This is a genomic window from Pinisolibacter sp. DMC100 (genome assembly GCF_056313705.1).
Genome location: NZ_JBQUZT010000003.1, coordinates 354,929 through 373,256, shown reverse-complemented (window position 1 = coordinate 373,256; position 18,328 = coordinate 354,929). Strand labels below are relative to the sequence as shown.

The following is an 18,328-nucleotide window of genomic DNA, read 5'->3' as shown; positions in this document are numbered from 1 at the left end:
CCGCCGTCGCTCTTTTCACGGCCGACGCGATCGGCCAATCTTCCGCAATGATGCGTCGCGGCGACGGCCGATTCCGCCCGCCGCCCCCCGACACCCAAGACGGCATGACCGATCGAGGCCGATCGTGAACCACCAGACGCCCCCGAAAGCCCCCGACGATGCCGACGACGCCACCGATCCGGCGACGCGCGGTCGCCGCGGAACGCGCGCCGGCTCCGGCCGGGTGACGCTGTCGGACGTCGCCAAGCGGGTCGGCGTCTCGGCGATGACGGTGAGTCGCGTCCTCAACCAGCCCGACACGGTGTCGCCCGACGTGCGCGAACGCGTCCGCGCCGCGGTCGACGAACTCGGCTACGTCCCCGACATGCTGGCCGGCGGTCTCGCCTCGTCGCGTACCAAGCTGATCGCCGCGATCGTGCCGACGCTCGCCCACATGATGTTCGCCACCACGGTGCAGTTCGCCGCCGACCGGCTGGCGGTCGAGGGCTATCAGGTGCTGTTGGGGCTCTCCGGCTATCCCGAGACGGTCGGCGAGGAGGAACTCGTCCGCGCCGTGTTGTCGCGCCGGCCGGACGCGCTCTACCTGACCGGCACGTTCCATTCCGCCGCCACCCGCCGCCAGCTGCGTGCCGCCCGCATCCCCATCGTCGAGACCTGGGACCTGTCGCGCAGGCCGATCGACATGGCGGTGGGCTTCTCCCACGCCGCGGTCGGCGAGGCGGTCGCCCGCTTGCTGGTCGCCAAGGGCCATCATCGCTTCGCCACCATCTCGGCCGGCGACGAGCGCGCCCTGCTGCGCCGCGACGCCTTCGTCACCACGATCACCGAACTCTGCGGCCAGGTGCCCGAGAACCACGTCACACCGGCCCCGACCAACGTCCAGATGGGCCGCGAGACGATCGGCTCCATGCTCGACCGCGGCTTCCGCGGCGCGGTCTTCTGCTCGTCCGACGCGCTGGCGCTCGGCATCGTGACGGAAGTGCGCGAGCGCGGGCTCTCGGTGCCGGACGACGTCGCCGTCATCGGCTTCGGCGATTTCGACTATGCCGCCAACACCTCGCCGCGGCTGTCCTCGGTGTTGGTCGACCGCCGCAAGGTCGCGAACATCGCCGCCGACATGCTGCTCGCCCGGCTCGCCGGCAGGCCGGTCGCCGAGCCGGTCGTCGACGTCGGCTTCGAGATCATCGAACGCGAGACGACCTGACCGCGCGGGGGGCCCGCACGATCGACGTCCCGATCACACCGGCCCGGCCAGCTCCGCCGAGACCGCCTCGTCGATGCGCTTCAGCCGCTCGCGGCTGTTGGTGAGATGCATGCGCATGGCGGCCCGCGCCGCCTCCCCGTCGCCGCGCTCGATCGCCGCCAGCACCGCCTCGTGCTCGAGATTGGTCCGCCGCAGGTAGTCCGGGCCGAACTCGCCCGGAAGCGCCCGTAGATCGAGCCGCGTGCGCGGCAGCGTCGTCGTGCCGAGGTCGTGGAAGATGGTCTCGAACCAGCGGTTCCGCGTCGCCTTGGCGATGCTCATGTGGAAGCGGAAGTCGGCCTCGACGCCGCTCTGCCCGGCGCCCGCGTCGGCGGCGAAGTCGTCGAGCGCCGTCCGCATCGCCAGGAGATCGTCGACGTCGCGCCGCCGGGCGGCGAGCGCCGCCGCCTCGGTCTCGAGGCTGATGCGCAGCTCCAGCATGGCGAGCACGTCGCGGATGGTCAGAACCACGCCGGCATCGAGTCGCGAGCGCGGCGGCGGTTCGAGCACGAAGGTGCCGATGCCGTGCCGCGTCTCGACGAGCCCGGCGGCCTGAAGCCGCGAGATCGCCTCGCGCACCACGGTGCGGCTGACGCCGTGTTCGGCGGTCATCTCCGGTTCGGTGGGAAGACGCGTGCCCGGCGCGAGATCGCCGGAACGAATGCGGGCGGAGAGAATGTCCACGATCCCCTCGGCGAGCGAGCGGCGACGCGGCGACGTCCGGGCTGGCGGCATGACGGCCTCTGTTCGGTTCGCCCGAGCACGCGGGGAACCGCGCGCGATCGACGAACGATGACGGCGAAGGCATTCGTCGCGCCACGGACGACTCGTCCACGATGCGGCGACCTTCACTCTCCACAAAGTATGACATCATACCACATCGGGGCAAGTACGGAGATCCGCGCAGGTCTCATCGATTTGCGGTGCAACATCACGTCGTTTCAATGTGTTGCGTAAGATCATCCGTCGAAACCCGTGATGCGCCGCAGCGACGAATCCACCTTGTGTCATCATAAGAGTCGGCTATAGTCCGGCCATGTCATATGATGACTAACGACAAGGCGAGCCGGATGCCACCCTCGCCGATGCGAGGACGGCGCGACCGCGCCCCACCGAAGGTTTCGCAGCGATGACCCACGATCGACCCTACACGGCCTTTCCCAACAGCTTCCGGGAAGCGCTGAAGAAGCGCGAGCGCCTGATCGGCGTCTGGTGCTCGCTCGGCAATCCGATCTCCACCGAAGTGCTCGGCCTCGCCGGCTTCGACTGGATCCTGCTCGACGGCGAGCATGCGCCCAACGACGTGCTGTCGCTGATCCCGCAGCTGATGGCGCTGAAGGACAGCCCCTCGGCCCCGGTCGTCCGCCCGGCCTGGAACGACACGGTGCTGATCAAGCGCCTGCTCGACGCCGGCTTCCACAATTTCCTGATCCCCTTCGTCCAGTCGGCCGAAGAGGCGAAGGCCGCCGTCGCCGCCACCCGCTATCCGCCCGAGGGCGTGCGCGGCGTGTCGGTCGCCCAGCGCTCCAACAAATACGGCACGGTGGCGGACTACTTCCGCACCGTGAACGCCAACATCGCCGTGGTGGTGCAGATCGAGAACGGCGCCGGTGTCGAAGCCGCCGCCGAGATCGCCGCGGTCGACGGTGTCGACGGCCTGTTCATCGGACCGTCCGACCTCGCCGCCGCCATGGGCCACCTCGGCAATCCGGCGCACCCCGACGTGCAGGCCGCCATGGCCAAGGTCTTCACCGCCGCCGACAAGGCCGGCAAGGCGGCCGGCATCCTCGCCCCCGTCGAAGCCGATGCCCGCCGTTACATGGACCAGGGCGCGACCATGGTCGCCGTCGGCTCCGACCTCGGCGCCTTCCGCGCCGCGACGCTGGGCCTGCGCGAGAAATACCGCTGAATCCGGGCACCCGCCCCCCTTTCCCCTTCCTCACGCGACGGATGCACGGCCTCGGGCGGCATCCGCGGAAATCGGAGCAAGCACATGTCCACGTTGGGTTTCGTCGGTCTCGGCATCATGGGCACCCCCATGGCGGGCCATCTCCTCGCCGCCGGCCACACCGTCTACGCCTATGACCAGAAGCCGCTGCCGGAAGAGCTGGTCGCCAAGGGCCTGAAGGCCTGTGCCTCGTCCAAGGACGTCGCCGCCTCCTGCGACATCTTCTTCGTCATGGTCCCCGACACCCCGCACGTCGGCGCGGTGCTGTTCGGCGAGAACGGCGCGGCCGAAGGCCTGAAGAAGGGCTCGATCGTCGTCGACATGTCGTCGATCTCGCCGATCGAGACCAAGCAGTATGCCGCGAAGATCGAGGCGCTCGGCTGCGACTATCTCGATGCCCCGGTCTCCGGCGGCGAGGTCGGCGCCAAGAACGCCACCCTGTCGATCATGGTCGGCGGCAAGGACGAGGTCTTCGCCACGGTCCGCCCGCTGTTCGAGCTGATGGGCAAGAACATCACCCTGGTGGGCGGTGTCGGCGCCGGCCAGACCGCCAAGGTGGCGAACCAGATGATCGTCGCCATGAACATCGAAGCGGTCGCCGAAGCCCTCCTCTTCGCCTCCAAGGCGGGCGCCGATCCGGCGCGCGTGCGCGAGGCGCTGATGGGCGGCTTCGCCTCGTCGAAGATCCTCGAGATCCACGGCGACCGCATGGTCAAGCGCACCTTCGATCCGGGCTTCCGCATCGCGCTGCACCAGAAGGACCTCAACCTCGCCCTCGGTGCGGCCAAGGCCATGGGTGTCGCCCTGCCGAACACCGCGACCTGCCAGGAGCTGTTCAACGCCTGCGCCGCCCGCGGCGGTTCGGGCTGGGATCACTCCGCCATGGTCAAGGCGCTCGAGCTCCTGGCCAACCACGACGTGGCCTGAACCGGCTCGCCCCGCCGGTTCGACCACCCCGGCGACCGCTCCACGGTCGCCGGGGCCCCTTCACGGGAATGCACCGCACGATCCTCCGCCCGCCGTCGGGCCACTCGTGAGACGTCCGATGAGAACCGTCCGCCTGCTCGATGCCACCGTCGTGCCCGCCATCGGTCAGGGCACGTGGATGATCGGTGAGGATCGGCGCCGCCGCGCCGAGGAGATCGCCACCCTCCAGGAGGGCATCGATCGCGGCGCGACGCTGATCGACACCGCCGAGATGTACGGCGACGGCGCCTCCGAGGAACTGGTCGGCGAGGCGATCGCCGGCCGCCGCGACGAGGTCTTCCTCGTCTCCAAGGTCTATCCCTGGAACGCCTCGAAGACCGGCACCATCGCCGCTTGCGAGGCCTCGCTGAAGCGGCTCCGCACCGATCGGCTCGACCTCTACCTGCTGCACTGGCGCGGCGAACACCCGCTCGCCGAGACCGTCGCAGGCTTCGAGGCGCTGAGGAAGGCCGGCAAGATCCGCCGCTGGGGCGTCTCCAATCTCGACCTCGCCGACATGGACGAGCTGATGTCGGTTTCCGGCGGCGCCGCCTGCGCCACCGACCAGATCCTCTACAATCTGTCGCGCCGCGGCGTCGAATGGGATCTGCTGCCCTGGGCGCGATCGATCAATCTGCCGATCATGGCCTATTCGCCGCTCGAACAGGCCCGTCTGCTGTTCGATGCCGAACTCAAGGCGATCGCCGAGAGCCACGGCGTCACCGCCGCGCAGCTGGCACTCGCCTGGGTGATCGACGCCTGCAACGTCATCGCCATTCCCAAGGCGTCCAGTCGCAAGCGTCTTGCCGAGAACCTCGGCGCGCTCGACATCCGGCTGACGCCCGATCTGCGCGCCGCTCTCGATCGCGCCTTCCCGCCGCCCCACCGGGCGACGCCGCTGGAAATGCTGTGAATTCACGAGGCGCGATGAAACGCGCCGGGAGGACCACGAAATGACCACCCCCGCAACCACCGACCGCCCCCGCAGGATCTGCCTCGACGCCCGCGACAACGTCGCCATCGTCGTCAACTCCGGCGGTCTGAAGAAGGGCACCGTCTTCGACGACGGCCTGACGCTGGTCGACGACGTGCCGCAGGGCCACAAGGTGACGCTCTCGGACGTCGCCGTCGGCGAGGCGGTGATCCGCTACGGCGAGATCCTCGGCCACGCCGTGCGCCCGCTGCCGAAGGGCTCGTGGGTCGACGAGTTCGCCATCGAACTGCCGGAGGCCCCGGCGCTCGAGACGCTGCCGCTCGCCACCCGCCCGGCGCCGCAGCACGAGCCGCTCGAAGGCTACACCTTCATGGGCTACCGCAACGCCGACGGCTCGGTCGGCTCGCGCAACGTCCTCGCCATTTCCGAGAGCGTCCAGTGCGTCGCCGGCGTGGTCGACCACGTCGTCGCGATCATCCGCGAGAAGCTCCTGCCGAAGTACCCGAACGTCGACGACGTCGTCGGCCTCGGCCACGTCTACGGCTGCGGCGTGGCGATCAACGCCCCCGCCGCGATCGTGCCGATCCGCACCCTGCAGAATCTCGCGCAGAACCCGAACTTCGGCGGCGAGGTGCTGGTCGTCGGTCTCGGCTGCGAGAAGCTCCAGCCCGAACGGCTGATGCCCAACCTCTCGAAGGAAGACGCCGCCGCCAACATCCTGTCCTTGCAGGACGAGCGCTTCGTCGGCTTCCAGGCGATGGTCGACGGCATCCTCGAGATGGCGGAAGCCCGCCTGAAGGTGCTGGACCAGCGCCGCCGCGAGCCCTGCCCCGCCTCCGCCCTGGTGGTCGGCGTCCAGTGCGGCGGCTCCGACGCCTTCTCCGGCGTCACCGCCAACCCGGCGGTCGGCTTCGCCGCCGACCTGATCGTGCGCGCCGGCGGCACGGTGATGTTCTCGGAAGTGACCGAGGTGCGCGACGCCGTCCACCTGCTGACCCCGCGCTGCGCGACGGAAGAAGTGGGCCGCGCCATGCTGCGCGAGATGGCCTGGTACGATCGCTACCTCGCCTCGGGCGAGACCGATCGCGCCGCCAACCCGTCGCCCGGCAACAAGAAGGGCGGCCTCGCCAACGTCGTCGAGAAGGCGCTCGGCTCGATCATCAAGTCGGGCTCCTCGCAGATCGGCGCCGTCCTCGCCCCCGGCGAACGCGCCGTGACCAAGGGCCTGATCTACGCCGCGACCCCGGCCTCCGACTTCGTCTGCGGCACGCTGCAGCTCGCCTCGGGCATGACGGTTCAGGTCTTCACCACCGGCCGCGGCACGCCCTACGGCCTCGCCGCCGCCCCGGTGATCAAGGTCGCCACCCGCACCGACCTCGCCAAGCGCTGGCACGACCTGATGGACATCGACGCCGGCACCATCGCCACCGGCCACGAGAGCGTCGAGGAAGTCGGCTGGCGGATCTTCCGCGAGATCCTCGACGTCGCGAGCGGCAAGAAGCCGTGGTCGGACCGCTGGGGGCTGCGCAATTCGCTCGCCCTGTTCAACCCGGCGCCGGTGACCTGATCGGCCGCGCACGAACTCTCATCGCCCGCCGCCGTGGTCTGACCCACCCGGCGGCGCAAGCGGAAACGGCGGCCGAAGGGCCGCCGTCTTCATTTCGACGTCGCCGGGCGGATCACGCCATGGCGTCGAGCAGAACCTGCATGTTCTCGCGGTCGACCTGCATCGTCTTCGCCGCCACCGCATAGACGAGCTTGGCGCCGAGCATGTCGGAGAGCGCCGCGGCGGGATCCTCGACCGAGGTCGAGAACAGGCCCGGCACGCTCGCCCCGCCCGACGACGCGGCGACCGTCGTGGCGGTCGACCCCGACGACATCGACGTCGTCATGTCGGCGATCGAGACGCTCGCCGCTTCCATGCGGCGCGACGCGGCGTTCATGCCCGAGAGGGCGATCGAGGAGACGGAAAGGGACAAGAGCGGGAAACCTCCGCCCCGACCCTGCGCCGCGAACTCTCGAGAAACCCTTGCCGAGATCGGGAGAATGTCGCGGAACGCGCCCCGATTCACACCAGGATCGAGCGATCCAGATCGGCGATCTTGGTGGTGCCGGTCAGCGTCATGGCGACGCGCATCTCCTTGGCGAAGATGTCGAGGAGGTTCTCCACCCCGCGCTGCCCGTCGGCGGCGAGTGCATAGGTCGGCGCACGGCCGAGCAGCACGCCCCTGGCGCCGAGCGCCAGCATGCGCACCACGTCGAGACCGGAGCGCACGCCGCCGTCGACCAGCACCGTCAGGTCCGAGCCGACCGCGTCGGCGATCTTCGGCAGGGCGCGCGCCGACGACGGCACGCCGTCGAGCTGGCGGCCGCCGTGGTTGGAGACGACGATGCCGCTCGCGCCGAACTTCACCGCCTCGCGCGCGTCCTCGACGTCGAGGATGCCCTTGATGACGATGTCGCCCTTCCAGAAGTCGCGGATCCATTCGAGGTCGGCCCAGCCGATCGAGGGATCGAAATTCGTCCCGAGCCAACCGACGTAGTCGGCGAGGCCGGTCGACTTGCCGAGATATTTCGAGACGTTGCCGAGATCGTGCGGCTTGCCCATGACGCCGACGTCGAAGGCCCAGAACGGATGCGTCATCGCCTGCAGGACGCGGCGCTGGGCGGCGAAGGGGCCGGACATGCCGGAATGGGCGTCGCGATAGCGCGCGCCGGGCGTCGGCATGTCGACGGTGAAGATCAGCTTGGTGATGCCGGCGGCCATGGCGCGCTCGAGCGCGTTCTTCATGAAGCCGCGGTCCTTCAGCACGTAGAGCTGGAACCAGATCGGCTTCGCCACCGCCGCCGAGACCTCCCCGATCGAGCAGACCGAGACGGTCGACTGGATGAAGGGCACGCCGCGCGCCGCGCACGCCCGCGCCGCCTGCACCTCGCCGCGCCGGGCGAACATGCCGGTGAGCCCGACCGGGCTCAACATCACCGGCATGGCGAGCTTCTCGCCGAAGAGTTCCGTGGTCAGGTCGAGGCTCTCGACGTTCTTCAGCACCCGCTGGCGCAGTTCGACGCCCTCGAGATCGGCGACGTTGGCCCTGAGCGTGTGTTCGGCATAGGCGCCGCCGTCGATGTAGTCGAACAGGAAGCGCGGCAGCCTGCGGCGCGCCGCCTCGCGATAGTCGGACGCCGACGAGATGATCATCGCGAATACCCTTTTCTGTCGAAGAGCCTGAAGGCGGATGATGGACGAAGAGCCGGGGGAGGAAAATCCCCCGGCCCTTCGGGTTCGATCAGTACACCAGCAGGGTGAACGGATGGACGTAGGCCTGGAGCATCACCAGGATGCCGACGAGCACGGCCAGCGCGATCGAGTGGAAGAAGACGTAGCGCAGGATCGGGCCTTCGCCGTTCTGCCAACCGGTCGCGGTCGAGGCGACGACGATCGACTGGGCGTCGATCATCTTGCCCATGACGCCGCCCGACGAGTTGGCCGCCGCCATCAGCACCGGGTTGAGGCCGAGCTGGGTGGCGGTCGTCTTCTGCAGGCCGCCGAACAGCACGTTGGAGGCCGTGTCCGAACCGGTCAGCGCCACGCCGAGCCAGCCGAGCAGCGTGCCGAACAGCGGGTAGGCCCAGCCGGTGTGCGCGAAGGCGAGACCGAGCGTCGCGTCGATGCCGGAGTACTTGGTGAGCGTGCCGAGCGCCAGCATGACGGCGATGGTCAGGAGCGACCAGCGCACCCGCCAGATGGTGCGGCCATAGGCCTTCACCAGCGCCAGCGGACCGTAGCCCATCAGCAGGCCGCCGATGACCGCCGCGGCGAGGATGCCCGAGCCGGTGGCCGACAGCCAGTTGAGCGTGTAGACGGCGGGCTCGAGCGACACCTTGGCGACGACCGGCGGCACCTTGGCGATCTCGTTGTGGAGACCGGCGAGCGGGAACTTGAGGACCGACAGGCCGTCGAGCCAACCCTTGACCGCCGGAATGCCCCACAGGAACACGAAGACCGTCAGGATGGCCCAGGGCAGCCACGCCCTGACCAGCAGGGCGCGGTCGGGGCGGCTCGCCAGTTCCTTGGCCGAGACCGTGCCGGTGTCGGCGTCGATCGTCTCGTAGTCGATGCCGACGATGGCGCCGTGCGGCTTGGCGACGGCGGCGACGGAGGCGTCCTCGTCGTGGCCCTGGAGCTTGGTCGAGGTCCAGATCTGCGCCGGCGACCAGACCTTGAGGAAGAGGATCAGCGACACCATCGACACGATGGCGGCGACGACGTCGACCAGCCAGGGGCCGTGGAAGTTCGAGATCAGATACTGCGGCACCGCGAAGGTGGCGCCGGCGACCAGAATGGCCGGCCAGATCGCGATCATGCCGCGGAAGCCGGCGAAGGCCCAGATCAGCCAGAACGGCACGATGATCGAGAAGAACGGCAGCTGGCGACCGATCATGCCCGACAGGTCCATCAGATCGAGCCCGGTGACGGCCGCGAGCGCGATCACCGGCGTGCCGAGCGCGCCGTAGGCGACCGGCGCGGTGTTGGCGATGAGCGCCAGACCCGAGGCGGCGAGCGGCGAGAAGCCGAGGCCGATCAGGATGGCACCGGTCACCGCCACCGGCGTGCCGAAGCCCGCCGCGCCCTCGAAGAAGGCGCCGAAGGAGAAGGCGATGAGGAGCAGCTGCAGCCGGCGGTCGTCGGTGATGCCGGCGATCGAGCGCTGCAGCACCGCGAAGAGACCGTTCTCCTCGGTCAGGCGATGCAGGAAGATGATGTTGAGCACGATCCAGCCGATCGGCAGCAGGCCGTAGGCCGCGCCCATGCCGGCGGCGAGGCTCGCCTTCTGCACCGGCATGCCGAAGGCGAAGACCGCCACGCCGAGCGCCGCCACGAGGCCGGCGATGGCGGCGGTGTGCGCCTTCATGTGCAGGAGGCCGAGGCCGATCAACATCACCACCACCGGCAGGGCGGCGGCGAGCGTCGACAGCACCGCGCTGCCGAGCGGGTCATAGATCTGATTCCACACCATGGCGATTTCCCTCCCTGTCGGTCTCCGATCCCCACGGTCGGTTTGACCGACTTCGATTTGTGGACAAAAAACTTGTCCACGCCGCCTTAGTGGTTTTTCATACGATTTGCAAGGCTGCATCGCACCGAGCGCCCGTGTAGGGTCGAACCGGTTCGATCGAAAGAAACGGGCCGCGTCGGGAGGCGAATTTGGAACCTGTGCGAAATCAGAAACTTGCCGACGTGATCGCCGATCACATCGAGCAGTTGATTCTCGAGGGTGCGCTCAGGCCCGGCGAACGGCTGGCGCCGGAGCGCGAATTGGCCGAACGGCTGGAGGTGTCGCGCCCGTCGCTGCGCGAGGCGATCGACCGCCTGGCGACGCGCGGCCTCTTGGTGACCAGCCACGCCGGCACCCACGTCGCCCAGTTCATGACGCCGCTGACCAGCCCGCTCGCCACGCTGTTGCAGTCGAACGCCCGCGTCGTCACCGACTATTTCGAGTATCGCACCATCGTCGAGGGTCCGGCCGCCCGCCACGCCGCCGAGCGCGCGACGGAGCTCGACCGTCAGGCGATCCGCGACTGTCTCGAGGCGCTGAAGCGAAACCACGAGCTCGAGGACCCCTCGGCCGAGACCGAGAGCGACGCCGATCTGCACATGCTGATCTACGAGGCCTCGCACAATCTCGTGGTGCTCCACGTCATGCGGGCCTTCTCCGAGCTGCTGCGCTCGGACGTCTTCTACAGCCGCCGCAAGCTCTACATCGCGCCCGGCGCCCGAGACGTGCTGCTCGCCCAGCATCTGGCGATCGGCGAGGCCGTGATCGCCGGCGACGTCGCGGCGGCGGAACATCACGCCACCGAACACATCCGCTTCACCGCCGAGACGCTCCAACGCCTCCAGGACGAGGAGATGCGCATCGGCCGCGCGCTCCGCCGCTTCGGCCGCACCGAAGTGCTCGGCCGCTGAGGCTCACCCCGCCGCGCTCGGGTGCCGAGCGTCATGTCGAACAGGGAGCGCTCGAACGCCCCTCCCCTGTTCGGCTTCATGTTGAGGTGCTCGGCGTAGCCGAGCCTCGAAACACGAAGCCACGACGGGCCGTGCCTCTCGGCCCTTCGCCCTTCGAGGCCCGGCTCTGCCGGGCACCTCAGGATGAAGGACCTCCGCTACGGGCCCAGGGGACCTACGACCTGGGCGAGATCACCCCGCCGCGACGTAGGCGTCGAGCAGGCCGTTCAGCCGCGCCCGTTCCGCGTCGTCGACGAAGGCGGCGTCGAAGCCGTTGCGGGCGATGGTGATCGCCGCCGCGCGGTCGAGGCCGAGAGCGGCGAAGGTGTCGAGCCAGTTCGCCGCGACGTAGCCGCCGAAATAGGCCGGATCGTCGGAGTTGATGGTGACCGCGAGCCCCGCCTCGAGCATCCGCCGCAGCGGATGGTCCTCGAGCCGCTCGCAGACCTTCAGCCGCACGTTGGAGAACGGACAGACGGTCAGCGCCACCCGTTCCGCCGCGAGCCGCGCGACGAGTTCCGCGTCTTCGAGGCAGCGCACCCCGTGGTCGATCCGCTCCGCGCCGAGCACGTCGAGCGCCGAGCGGATGTAGGCCGGCGGCCCCTCCTCGCCGGCATGCGCCACGATGCGCAGCCCCTGCCGCCGCGCCTCGGCGAAGACGCGGGCGAACTTCTCCGGCGGATGGCCGACCTCGGAACTGTCGAGCCCGACGCCGATGAAGGCCTCGCGATAGGGCAACGCCGCTTCGAGCGTCGCGATCGCGTCTTCCTCCGAGAGATGTCGCAGAAAACAGAGGATGAGATCGCAGGAGAGCCCCTTCGCCCGCGCGCCCTCGAGCGCCCGCGTCAGCCCGGCGATCACCGTGCCCATGGCGACGCCGCGCGCCGTGTGGGTCTGCGGATCGAAGAAGATCTCGGCCCGCGCCACCCCGTCGGCGAGCGCCCGGTCGAGATAGGCCTTCGCCATGTCGTGGAAGTCGTCCTCGGTCAGAAGCACGCTCGCCCCGGCATAGTAGATGTCGAGGAACGACTGGAGATCATGAAACGCATAGGCCGCCCGGAGCGCCTCGACGCTCGGGTATGCGAGCGCGACGCCGTTGCGTTCCGCGAGCGCGAAGATCGTCTCGGGTTCCAGCGTCCCCTCGATGTGGACATGGAGTTCGGCCTTGGGCAGGCCGACGAGGAAGGACGCGAAGGCGGGATCGAGCGCAGGCATGGGGAATCTCCGAGGGCCGATCGCGCGATCATCGCCGGATCGGGAACGCCTGTCGACGCTCGGTCGACGCATCCCCCCTCCGCGATCGCCGGTCCGGCAGGCAGCACTTCCCGCATGACGAGAAGAACTACGGTTGTTTAACCTTTTCATTGCTCGCAGAGGGCGTCGGTGGTTCAATCCGATCCGGGGGAATTCCAGACTTTCCGGGGGGAAGAGCCATGAGATCGTCCGTCCTGCTCGCGTCGGCTTCCGTCATCGTTCTGTCCGGCTGCACCACACATCCCGACCCGATCGACTTCACCGGCGTCAGTACCCACAACATCGTCCGCCGCGTGCGTTGCGAGGCCCGCGACGCGATCGCCGAGGTCTTGGGGAACTGGATGCTCGCCCGCCACTCGGCCGATCCGAACTCGGCTCAGGGTGTCGCGATGCTCCACGACTTCGGTCGACGATTGAAGGAAGATCCGCGCTCGCTTCCCGAGGTTCGCGCCGAACTCGAACGCGAGAAACGACTGGCGAGCTTCTCGGCCGTCTTCGAGACGGCCATGAAGACCGGCATCGCGTACAACTTCGAATTCGACATCACGGAATCGAACAATCTCTCGGCAGAGATCGGACTGACGCGCGCTCTGGCGAGCGCGACCGGCGTGCTGGGCCTGAGCGGCCACGCCGACCGCAGCCGGCAGAACGTTCGGACGTTCGATACGTCCGACACGTTCGAGAAGCTCTGGGATCTGCAACCGCGTTATTGCGACGGCCTCGACACGACGATCGACGACAAGATCTATCCGATGGCCGGAAACGTCGGTCTCGACCGCACGGTGCGCGCCTTCTTCGACCTCGTCCTGACCGACGCGCCGGTGCGCAAGCGGTCGAGCACGCCGTCCACCATGACCGAGAGGCTGGTGTTCACGACCGAAGTGGCCCTCACCGCCGCGCCTTCGATCACCTACACGCCGGTCTCCGCGCCGGTGACGCTGACGACCGGCAAGCTGACCGCCGCCAACACGCGGACCGACATCCACAAGCTCACCGTCAACCTGACCGCGGCCGACGACCCGGCGGTTCTGCAGCAACTGGTCTTCGAATCCTGGAACCGTTCGGCACTGATCGTTCCGCCGGTCCGCCCGACGAGGATCGACGCCGAAGCCGCCGCACGCTTCGGCCTCTCCAGCTATCTCGGCCGCGAGATCCGTTTCCAGCTCGTTCGTTGAAGGAGCACGTCCCATGGCGAAGAAGACAACGCCGAACCCGAAGGTCACGCTCGATCGCTTCTCGACCTTCTTCCGCAACGTCCACGGTAATCCCGATGTCGAGAAGGCCCTTCGGGACGCCGCCGCATCGGGCAAGCTGCGCGTCACCGTCGACAAGTCGACGGTGCGCGAACTCGCCACGCTGGCCAAGGCCCATCCCGCACTCGATCAGTGGATCATCGATCTGACCGACCCGGAGGGCAGCGGCGGCTGAGCGAGAGCCGGTGGCGGTCTCGGCGGAAATGGTGGGCCCGGAGGGATTCGAACCCCCAACCTAGCCGTTATGAGCGGCCAGCTCTGACCGTTGAGCTACGGGCCCGACGACCGGGTCGCCGGCCTCGCGGACGACCGTCGCGCGGTCGCCCTCGAGGGTGCCGCCGTCTTCGCAGATCGCCTGCGGACTGACAAGATGCATCGGCGCCGAGGCGCACGCTCCGGCGGTGGCGCGTCGTCGCGCCGATGGCCCCCGAATGGCACCGAGACGGCGGCGACTCGCCCCTCGCGGAGGGCGTCGCCGACCGCGCAAGACGGTTTGCCACTTTGTGAACATTTTTTTCTGAGCAATCTCCTCTCGTCGGGCCGTTTGCGTGGAGGGATTCATGCGAGCGGCTTTTGTTTCGGAACCGAGAGGTCGCACGGTTTGAAGAGCGCGAAGGTCGAACGATCCAGCCGCGAGACGGGCATGAAGACGGGACGCGTCCACGGGATGCGGGCCGGCACCATCGCACTTCTCTCCGCGCTCGCCTTGGCTCGCCCCGCGATCGCCGCCGAACCGGTCGTCCCCACGCTCGTCGTCACCGCCACCGGCGAGGTTTCCGCCACGCCCGACATCGCCGACGTCTCGGTCGGCGTCGTCTCGGAAGGCCGCACCACCGCCGAGGCGATGAAGAAGGCCGACGAGGCCGCGAGTGCGCTCGTCGCCGAGGCCCGCGCCGCCGGTCTCGACAAGGCCGACGTCGCCACCGTCGACTTCTCCGTGCAGCCCGTCTGGGCGTCGTCGACCGCCTCGTCCGGTTCCGCCCGCATCACCGGCTACACCGTCACCAACCAGTTCTCGCTGAAGGTCCGCCGCCTCGCCGACCTCGGCCCGCTGCTCGAGCGCCTCGTCGCTCGCGGCGCCAATTCCGTCTCCGGCATCGCCTTCGACGTCTCCGACGCCGACAAGCGTCGCGACGAGGCCCGGCTCGCCGCCGTGGCCGCCGCGCGGGCGCGTGCCGAGCTTCTGGCCGGCGCCGCCGGCGAGCGCCTGGTGCGCGTCCTGTCGATCGGCGAGCAGTCGACCGACCGACCGATGCCGCGCGTCTTCGCCAAGGCCGCCATGGCTTCCGACCGCGCCGTGCCCGTCGAGGCCGGCAGCCGGTCGATCTCCGCGACCGTGACCATCACGTGGGAACTGGCACCGCGCGAGACGAAATAGACATTGGAATTCCCCCCGAGGGCGTCCGTGCGAGACGCCGGGGGAACGCCCGGATCGCGGCAGCGAGAGGCGCCGCGCCGGGAATCACGGCACCGGCCGACGTCCGATACGTCGTCCGGCGTCCCGCGAGCCGGCATGTACCACCCGTCGACGAATGAGGGTCGGTGCCGGTCATGACAGACGGTCTGATGGAACGACAGGGCGCGTCCCCGGTTCCCGCCGTCGCCGCGAGCAGGACGAGAAGGCGAAGCGCCCGGTCCGCTCCGTGACTTGGAGAAATGGGAATGATCATCACCCGTGACGATGCCGCTTCGCGGCAGCGTGGAGTCGTGCGTTCGGCGTTCCTCGGCGGCGCTCTCTTCTTCGCGGCGTCGCTGCCGGCCGGTGCGGCCGAAGGTGTCGCCTCGTTCTACGGTCGCTCCGAACACGGCGGCCCCACCGCCTCGGGCGAGCGATTCAACATGCATGCCATGACGGCCGCCCACCGGACCGCTCCGCTGGGCTCCCACATGCGCGTCACCAATCTGAAGAACGGCCGCTCGGTGGTCGTTCGCATCAACGATCGCGGCCCCTTCATCCGCGGTCGCATCATCGACCTGTCGCAGGCCGCCGCCGGCGAACTCGGCTTCGTCGGCGCCGGCCTGACCCGCGTCTCGCTCGAGACCGTCACCGCCGGCGAGGCGACCACTTCGACCCGCGTCGCCGCCACCGAGGAGCCGGAGACCACCGGCTCCGTCCCCGCCGGCCGCAAGGACCGCCACGCCGCGAAGCCGGCCGAAGCGACGGCCGCCCAGAGCGACGAGGTCAAGGTCGCGCTCGAGGAGCGCGACGCCTACGTCATGAACCGCAACCGCGCCGCCAACTGACGCGATCGCGACCGACGAAGATCGAAAGGCCTCGGCATCGTCCGGGGCCTTTTCGCTTTTCTCAACGTTCGGTCAGCGCGAGCTTGGCGCCGAGACCGACGAAGGCGGCGGCGAAGGAACCGCGCAGCGCCCGCATCACCGACGGCTTGGAGACGACCCGGTCGCGCATCGCCGCGGCGAAGACGCCGTAGACGGCGAAGACCGCGAAGGTCAGCGCCATGAAGACCCCGCCCAGCCCCAGCATGGTGAGGATCGGCGTCGGATCGTCCGCCGTCATGAACTGCGGCAGGAAGGCGACGAAGAAGATCGAGAGCTTGGGGTTCAGGAGATTGAGCACGATGCCGTCGCGCACGATCGCCCGGTCCGACCGCACCGGGCCGGAGGCCTCGACCCGCAGCATGCCGCCGTCGCGCACCGTCCGCCACGCCATGTAGAGGAGATAGCCGACGCCCGCCCACTTCACCGCGGCGAAGGCCACGGCAGACGCATGCAGCAGCGCCGCGAGCCCGACGAGGGCGGCGAAGAGATGGGGCACGATGCCGAGCGTGCAGCCGAAGGCGGCGACGATGCTCGCCCGCCGCCCCGCGCCCAGCGCCACCGCGAGCGTGTAGACGACGCCGGTGCCGGGCGAGGCGACGACGATCAGCGTGGTGAGGAGAAATTCCCATCCGAACATGGCGAGGTCTCCGGTCGATGAGCCGGCAGACTGCCACGCCGCGACGACGCCTTCGAAATCACGATACCGGGATCGGCCGCGGCCGGCCGTCGTCGTCGACCGCCACGAAGGTGAAGGTCGCGTCCGTCACCTTCTCGCGGGTGGCGGTGAGGAAGCGGCGCGCCCAGGCCTCGATGTGGATCTTCATCGAGGTGCGGCCGATGCTCTCGACGTCGGTGTAGACGCAGAGGACGTCGCCGACCTTCACGGGGCGGATGAAGGTCAGCGTGTCGACCTTGATGGTGACGACGCGGCCCTGCGCCCGCTCGACGCCGCGGATGCCGCCGGCGGCGTCCATCTGCGACAGCACCCAGCCGCCGAAGATGTCGCCGTTGGCGTTGGTGTCCGACGGCATGGCGATGACGCGGACGGTGAGTTCGCCGCGGGGGTTCTCGATCTCGGTCTCTTCGGTCATGCGCGACGGGCTCCTCTCTCGCCGACAGGTTAGAGCAAGTCGCCGCCGGGACGAAACCGTCGCGCCGTCACCATGGCGAACGTCGGAGCTGCGACACCGGGCCTCAGGCACCCGGCTCGCGCGGGCCCCTCGCCCTCGCCATGATGGCCACACCTTCGAATGGAAGACGGGGAGAGCGCATGAACCTCTGGTGGATCGCCGCCGGCCTCGCGGCCGCCTTCACCGCCGCCGTGCACGTCGTCTTCGGCGGGCGCGACATCGATCGGCCGCTGATGGCGCTGGCGATCGACGATCGTCAGATCAAATACGGCGCCCACCTGTGCTGGCACCTCGTCACCATCGAGCTGGTGGCACTGGCGGCGTTCTATCTCTGGCCGGCCGTGACCGGACGCGGGCCGGAGCTCGCGGTCGCGGCGACGGCGATCGCCCTGGCCTCGGCCGCCTGGAACATCGTCATGGTCGTCCGCCACCGCCTCGGCTTCGGCGAATTCCCGCAGTGGACGCTGTTTGCGGGCGTCGCCGCCCTCGGCCTCGCCGGGCTGGTGTGAGGCCTCACCCCTTGATCACGTTGCCCTCGTCCATCAGCGCGACGGTGGGGACATGGGCCTCCGCCTCGTCGCGCGTCATCTGGGCGTAGGAGAGCACGATCACCTTGTCGCCGGTCTGGACGAGGCGCGCCGCCGCGCCGTTGACGCCGATCACCTTGGAGCCGCGCGGCGCCTCGATGACATAGGTCGTGAAGCGGGCGCCGTTGTCGATGTCGAGCACGTCGACCTGCTCGTTGGCGAGGAACCCGACCGCATCCATCAGATCGCGATCGATCGAGATCGAGCCTTCGTAATGGAGATCGGCGCGGGTCACCGTGGCGCGGTGGAGTTTCGCGCGCATCATCGTGAGAAGCATGGGAGAGGCCCTTCGGTCGGTCGCGACGCCGTCGAGGCGTCTCCGGGGATTGGGCTTCTAAACCTTCGCGGCCGCGATGGCCAGCGCGAAAGTCTCTCGGACGACCGTCCGACAATGGCGGTTTTCCGCCCCGTTTCTCAGTCGTAGAGGCGATCGCCGAGCTGTTCGACGAGGAGGCGGCCCTTGACGAAGGCCATCTCGATCGCCGTGTCGCGGTCGACGAAACGATCGGCCCGGACGAAGCGGTGCTCCCTCGCCACCCCGTCGATCGTCTTCGACACGACGCCGCAGAGCTGCCACTGACCGCCGTCCTTGTAGGGCGTGGCGCGGATGACGTGGCCGGCGCATTCGACCGCCGGCGCTTCCGCTTCGCCCTTGGGCGAAGCCTCGCCGCCGCCGAGACCGAAGAGACGCTTGAGGAAGGACATCGGAAAGACCTCGCCGCC

At 69.0% G+C, this 18,328-nt stretch carries 20 protein-coding genes and 1 tRNA gene; 11 read left to right on the top strand and 10 right to left on the bottom strand.

Translation table 11 applies throughout. The features are described 5' to 3' along the window. Window positions 1-124: 124 nt before the first annotated feature. Entirely contained in the window at window positions 125-1,204 is a 1,080-nt protein-coding gene (locus ACT541_RS14900) for a LacI family DNA-binding transcriptional regulator (RefSeq protein WP_476137872.1), read from the top strand. A gap of 33 nt (window positions 1,205-1,237) precedes the next feature. Here ACT541_RS14900 and ACT541_RS14895 read toward each other — a convergent pair whose 3' ends face one another. Further along, window positions 1,238-1,978 (bottom strand): FadR/GntR family transcriptional regulator, encoded by a 741-nt coding sequence (locus ACT541_RS14895; protein ID WP_476137871.1) that lies wholly within the window; start codon window positions 1,976-1,978, stop codon window positions 1,238-1,240. Between the two features lie 394 nt (window positions 1,979-2,372). Between ACT541_RS14895 and garL the strand changes: the two genes are divergently transcribed. The 4 genes from garL to garD all read left to right on the top strand — a co-directional run bounded on the left by garL (window position 2,373) and on the right by garD (window position 6,658). Next, window positions 2,373-3,152: a 2-dehydro-3-deoxyglucarate aldolase gene (gene garL / locus ACT541_RS14890; RefSeq protein WP_476137870.1), complete on the top strand. Its 780-nt coding sequence runs from the start codon at window positions 2,373-2,375 to the stop codon at window positions 3,150-3,152. Between the two features lie 84 nt (window positions 3,153-3,236). Next, window positions 3,237-4,118 (top strand): 2-hydroxy-3-oxopropionate reductase, encoded by an 882-nt coding sequence (gene glxR, locus ACT541_RS14885; protein ID WP_476137869.1) that lies wholly within the window; start codon window positions 3,237-3,239, stop codon window positions 4,116-4,118. Between the two features lie 106 nt (window positions 4,119-4,224). After that, a complete protein-coding gene (locus ACT541_RS14880; RefSeq protein WP_476137868.1) occupies window positions 4,225-5,070 on the top strand; it encodes an aldo/keto reductase in 846 nt (281 codons plus the stop codon). Between the two features lie 40 nt (window positions 5,071-5,110). After that, complete coding sequence (gene garD / locus ACT541_RS14875; RefSeq protein WP_476137867.1) at window positions 5,111-6,658, top strand: galactarate dehydratase; 1,548 nt, start codon at window positions 5,111-5,113, stop codon at window positions 6,656-6,658. Window positions 6,659-6,770: 112 nt separating this feature from the next. Here garD and ACT541_RS14870 read toward each other — a convergent pair whose 3' ends face one another. From ACT541_RS14870 to ACT541_RS14860, 3 genes are all read right to left on the bottom strand, one after another. Then, the gene (locus ACT541_RS14870) at window positions 6,771-7,070 is read right to left on the bottom strand and encodes a hypothetical protein (RefSeq protein WP_476137866.1); all 300 of its coding nucleotides are present in this window, start codon (window positions 7,068-7,070) and stop codon (window positions 6,771-6,773) included. 89 nt (window positions 7,071-7,159) lie between these two features. Continuing rightward, window positions 7,160-8,290 carry an FMN-dependent L-lactate dehydrogenase LldD gene (gene lldD / locus ACT541_RS14865; protein ID WP_476137865.1) on the bottom strand — a complete coding sequence of 377 codons (1,131 nt, stop codon included), beginning with the start codon at window positions 8,288-8,290 and terminating at the stop codon, window positions 7,160-7,162. 88 nt (window positions 8,291-8,378) lie between these two features. Continuing rightward, a complete protein-coding gene (locus tag ACT541_RS14860) occupies window positions 8,379-10,109 on the bottom strand; it encodes an L-lactate permease (RefSeq protein ID WP_476137864.1) in 1,731 nt (576 codons plus the stop codon). A gap of 221 nt (window positions 10,110-10,330) precedes the next feature. Here ACT541_RS14860 and ACT541_RS14855 point away from each other — a divergent pair, with 221 nt between their 5' ends. Then, window positions 10,331-11,059 (top strand): FadR/GntR family transcriptional regulator, encoded by a 729-nt coding sequence (locus tag ACT541_RS14855; protein ID WP_476137863.1) that lies wholly within the window; start codon window positions 10,331-10,333, stop codon window positions 11,057-11,059. Between the two features lie 231 nt (window positions 11,060-11,290). On the opposite strand, the gene ACT541_RS14850 is transcribed toward ACT541_RS14855, so the two are convergent. Beyond that, window positions 11,291-12,313, bottom strand: coding sequence for an adenosine deaminase (locus ACT541_RS14850; RefSeq protein ID WP_476137862.1), 1,023 nt, complete (start codon window positions 12,311-12,313; stop codon window positions 11,291-11,293). 218 nt (window positions 12,314-12,531) lie between these two features. Between ACT541_RS14850 and ACT541_RS14845 the strand changes: the two genes are divergently transcribed. Continuing rightward, complete coding sequence (locus ACT541_RS14845; RefSeq protein WP_476137861.1) at window positions 12,532-13,527, top strand: hypothetical protein; 996 nt, start codon at window positions 12,532-12,534, stop codon at window positions 13,525-13,527. Between the two features lie 13 nt (window positions 13,528-13,540). Beyond that, complete coding sequence (locus ACT541_RS14840) at window positions 13,541-13,780, top strand: hypothetical protein (RefSeq protein WP_476137860.1); 240 nt, start codon at window positions 13,541-13,543, stop codon at window positions 13,778-13,780. 29 nt (window positions 13,781-13,809) lie between these two features. Here the strand turns inward: ACT541_RS14840 and ACT541_RS14835 are convergent. Further along, a tRNA-Ile gene (locus tag ACT541_RS14835) sits at window positions 13,810-13,885 on the bottom strand. 363 nt (window positions 13,886-14,248) lie between these two features. Between ACT541_RS14835 and ACT541_RS14830 the strand changes: the two genes are divergently transcribed. Together ACT541_RS14830 and ACT541_RS14825 are read left to right on the top strand one after the other, a co-directional pair. Continuing rightward, window positions 14,249-14,983, top strand: a complete 735-nt coding sequence (locus tag ACT541_RS14830) for an SIMPL domain-containing protein (protein WP_476137859.1) — start codon at window positions 14,249-14,251, stop codon at window positions 14,981-14,983. Window positions 14,984-15,267: 284 nt separating this feature from the next. Next, window positions 15,268-15,849 carry a septal ring lytic transglycosylase RlpA family protein gene (locus ACT541_RS14825; protein ID WP_476137858.1) on the top strand — a complete coding sequence of 194 codons (582 nt, stop codon included), beginning with the start codon at window positions 15,268-15,270 and terminating at the stop codon, window positions 15,847-15,849. Between the two features lie 61 nt (window positions 15,850-15,910). Here the strand turns inward: ACT541_RS14825 and ACT541_RS14820 are convergent, their stop codons facing one another. Together ACT541_RS14820 and ACT541_RS14815 are read right to left on the bottom strand one after the other, a co-directional pair. After that, window positions 15,911-16,525 carry a LysE family translocator gene (locus tag ACT541_RS14820; RefSeq protein WP_476137857.1) on the bottom strand — a complete coding sequence of 205 codons (615 nt, stop codon included), beginning with the start codon at window positions 16,523-16,525 and terminating at the stop codon, window positions 15,911-15,913. A gap of 58 nt (window positions 16,526-16,583) precedes the next feature. Next, entirely contained in the window at window positions 16,584-16,979 is a 396-nt protein-coding gene (locus ACT541_RS14815; protein WP_476137856.1) for an acyl-CoA thioesterase, read from the bottom strand. A 179-nt stretch (window positions 16,980-17,158) separates the two neighbouring features. Between ACT541_RS14815 and ACT541_RS14810 the strand changes: the two genes are divergently transcribed. Then, a complete protein-coding gene (locus ACT541_RS14810) occupies window positions 17,159-17,527 on the top strand; it encodes a hypothetical protein (RefSeq protein ID WP_476137855.1) in 369 nt (122 codons plus the stop codon). 4 nt (window positions 17,528-17,531) lie between these two features. On the opposite strand, the gene panD is transcribed toward ACT541_RS14810, so the two are convergent. Together panD and ACT541_RS14800 are read right to left on the bottom strand one after the other, a co-directional pair. Continuing rightward, window positions 17,532-17,882, bottom strand: a complete 351-nt coding sequence (gene panD, locus ACT541_RS14805; RefSeq protein ID WP_476137854.1) for an aspartate 1-decarboxylase — start codon at window positions 17,880-17,882, stop codon at window positions 17,532-17,534. Between the two features lie 137 nt (window positions 17,883-18,019). Beyond that, window positions 18,020-18,310: an HlyU family transcriptional regulator gene (locus ACT541_RS14800; RefSeq protein WP_476137853.1), complete on the bottom strand. Its 291-nt coding sequence runs from the start codon at window positions 18,308-18,310 to the stop codon at window positions 18,020-18,022. Window positions 18,311-18,328 lie beyond the last annotated feature (18 nt).

Coding starts and splice junctions, on each gene's coding strand:
- glxR (WP_476137869.1), top strand. CDS start 3,237: ATGTCCACGTTGGGTTTCGTCGGTCTCGGCATCATGGGCACCCCCATG.
- ACT541_RS14840 (WP_476137860.1), top strand. CDS start 13,541: ATGGCGAAGAAGACAACGCCGAACCCGAAGGTCACGCTCGATCGCTTC.
- ACT541_RS14815 (WP_476137856.1), bottom strand. CDS start 16,979: ATGACCGAAGAGACCGAGATCGAGAACCCCCGCGGCGAACTCACCGTC.
- ACT541_RS14810 (WP_476137855.1), top strand. CDS start 17,159: ATGAACCTCTGGTGGATCGCCGCCGGCCTCGCGGCCGCCTTCACCGCC.
- ACT541_RS14830 (WP_476137859.1), top strand. CDS start 14,249: ATGAAGACGGGACGCGTCCACGGGATGCGGGCCGGCACCATCGCACTT.
- garD (WP_476137867.1), top strand. CDS start 5,111: ATGACCACCCCCGCAACCACCGACCGCCCCCGCAGGATCTGCCTCGAC.
- garL (WP_476137870.1), top strand. CDS start 2,373: ATGACCCACGATCGACCCTACACGGCCTTTCCCAACAGCTTCCGGGAA.
- ACT541_RS14825 (WP_476137858.1), top strand. CDS start 15,268: ATGATCATCACCCGTGACGATGCCGCTTCGCGGCAGCGTGGAGTCGTG.
- ACT541_RS14800 (WP_476137853.1), bottom strand. CDS start 18,310: ATGTCCTTCCTCAAGCGTCTCTTCGGTCTCGGCGGCGGCGAGGCTTCG.
- ACT541_RS14860 (WP_476137864.1), bottom strand. CDS start 10,109: ATGGTGTGGAATCAGATCTATGACCCGCTCGGCAGCGCGGTGCTGTCG.
- ACT541_RS14820 (WP_476137857.1), bottom strand. CDS start 16,525: ATGTTCGGATGGGAATTTCTCCTCACCACGCTGATCGTCGTCGCCTCG.
- panD (WP_476137854.1), bottom strand. CDS start 17,882: ATGCTTCTCACGATGATGCGCGCGAAACTCCACCGCGCCACGGTGACC.
- ACT541_RS14895 (WP_476137871.1), bottom strand. CDS start 1,978: ATGCCGCCAGCCCGGACGTCGCCGCGTCGCCGCTCGCTCGCCGAGGGG.
- lldD (WP_476137865.1), bottom strand. CDS start 8,290: ATGATCATCTCGTCGGCGTCCGACTATCGCGAGGCGGCGCGCCGCAGG.
- ACT541_RS14845 (WP_476137861.1), top strand. CDS start 12,532: ATGAGATCGTCCGTCCTGCTCGCGTCGGCTTCCGTCATCGTTCTGTCC.
- ACT541_RS14850 (WP_476137862.1), bottom strand. CDS start 12,313: ATGCCTGCGCTCGATCCCGCCTTCGCGTCCTTCCTCGTCGGCCTGCCC.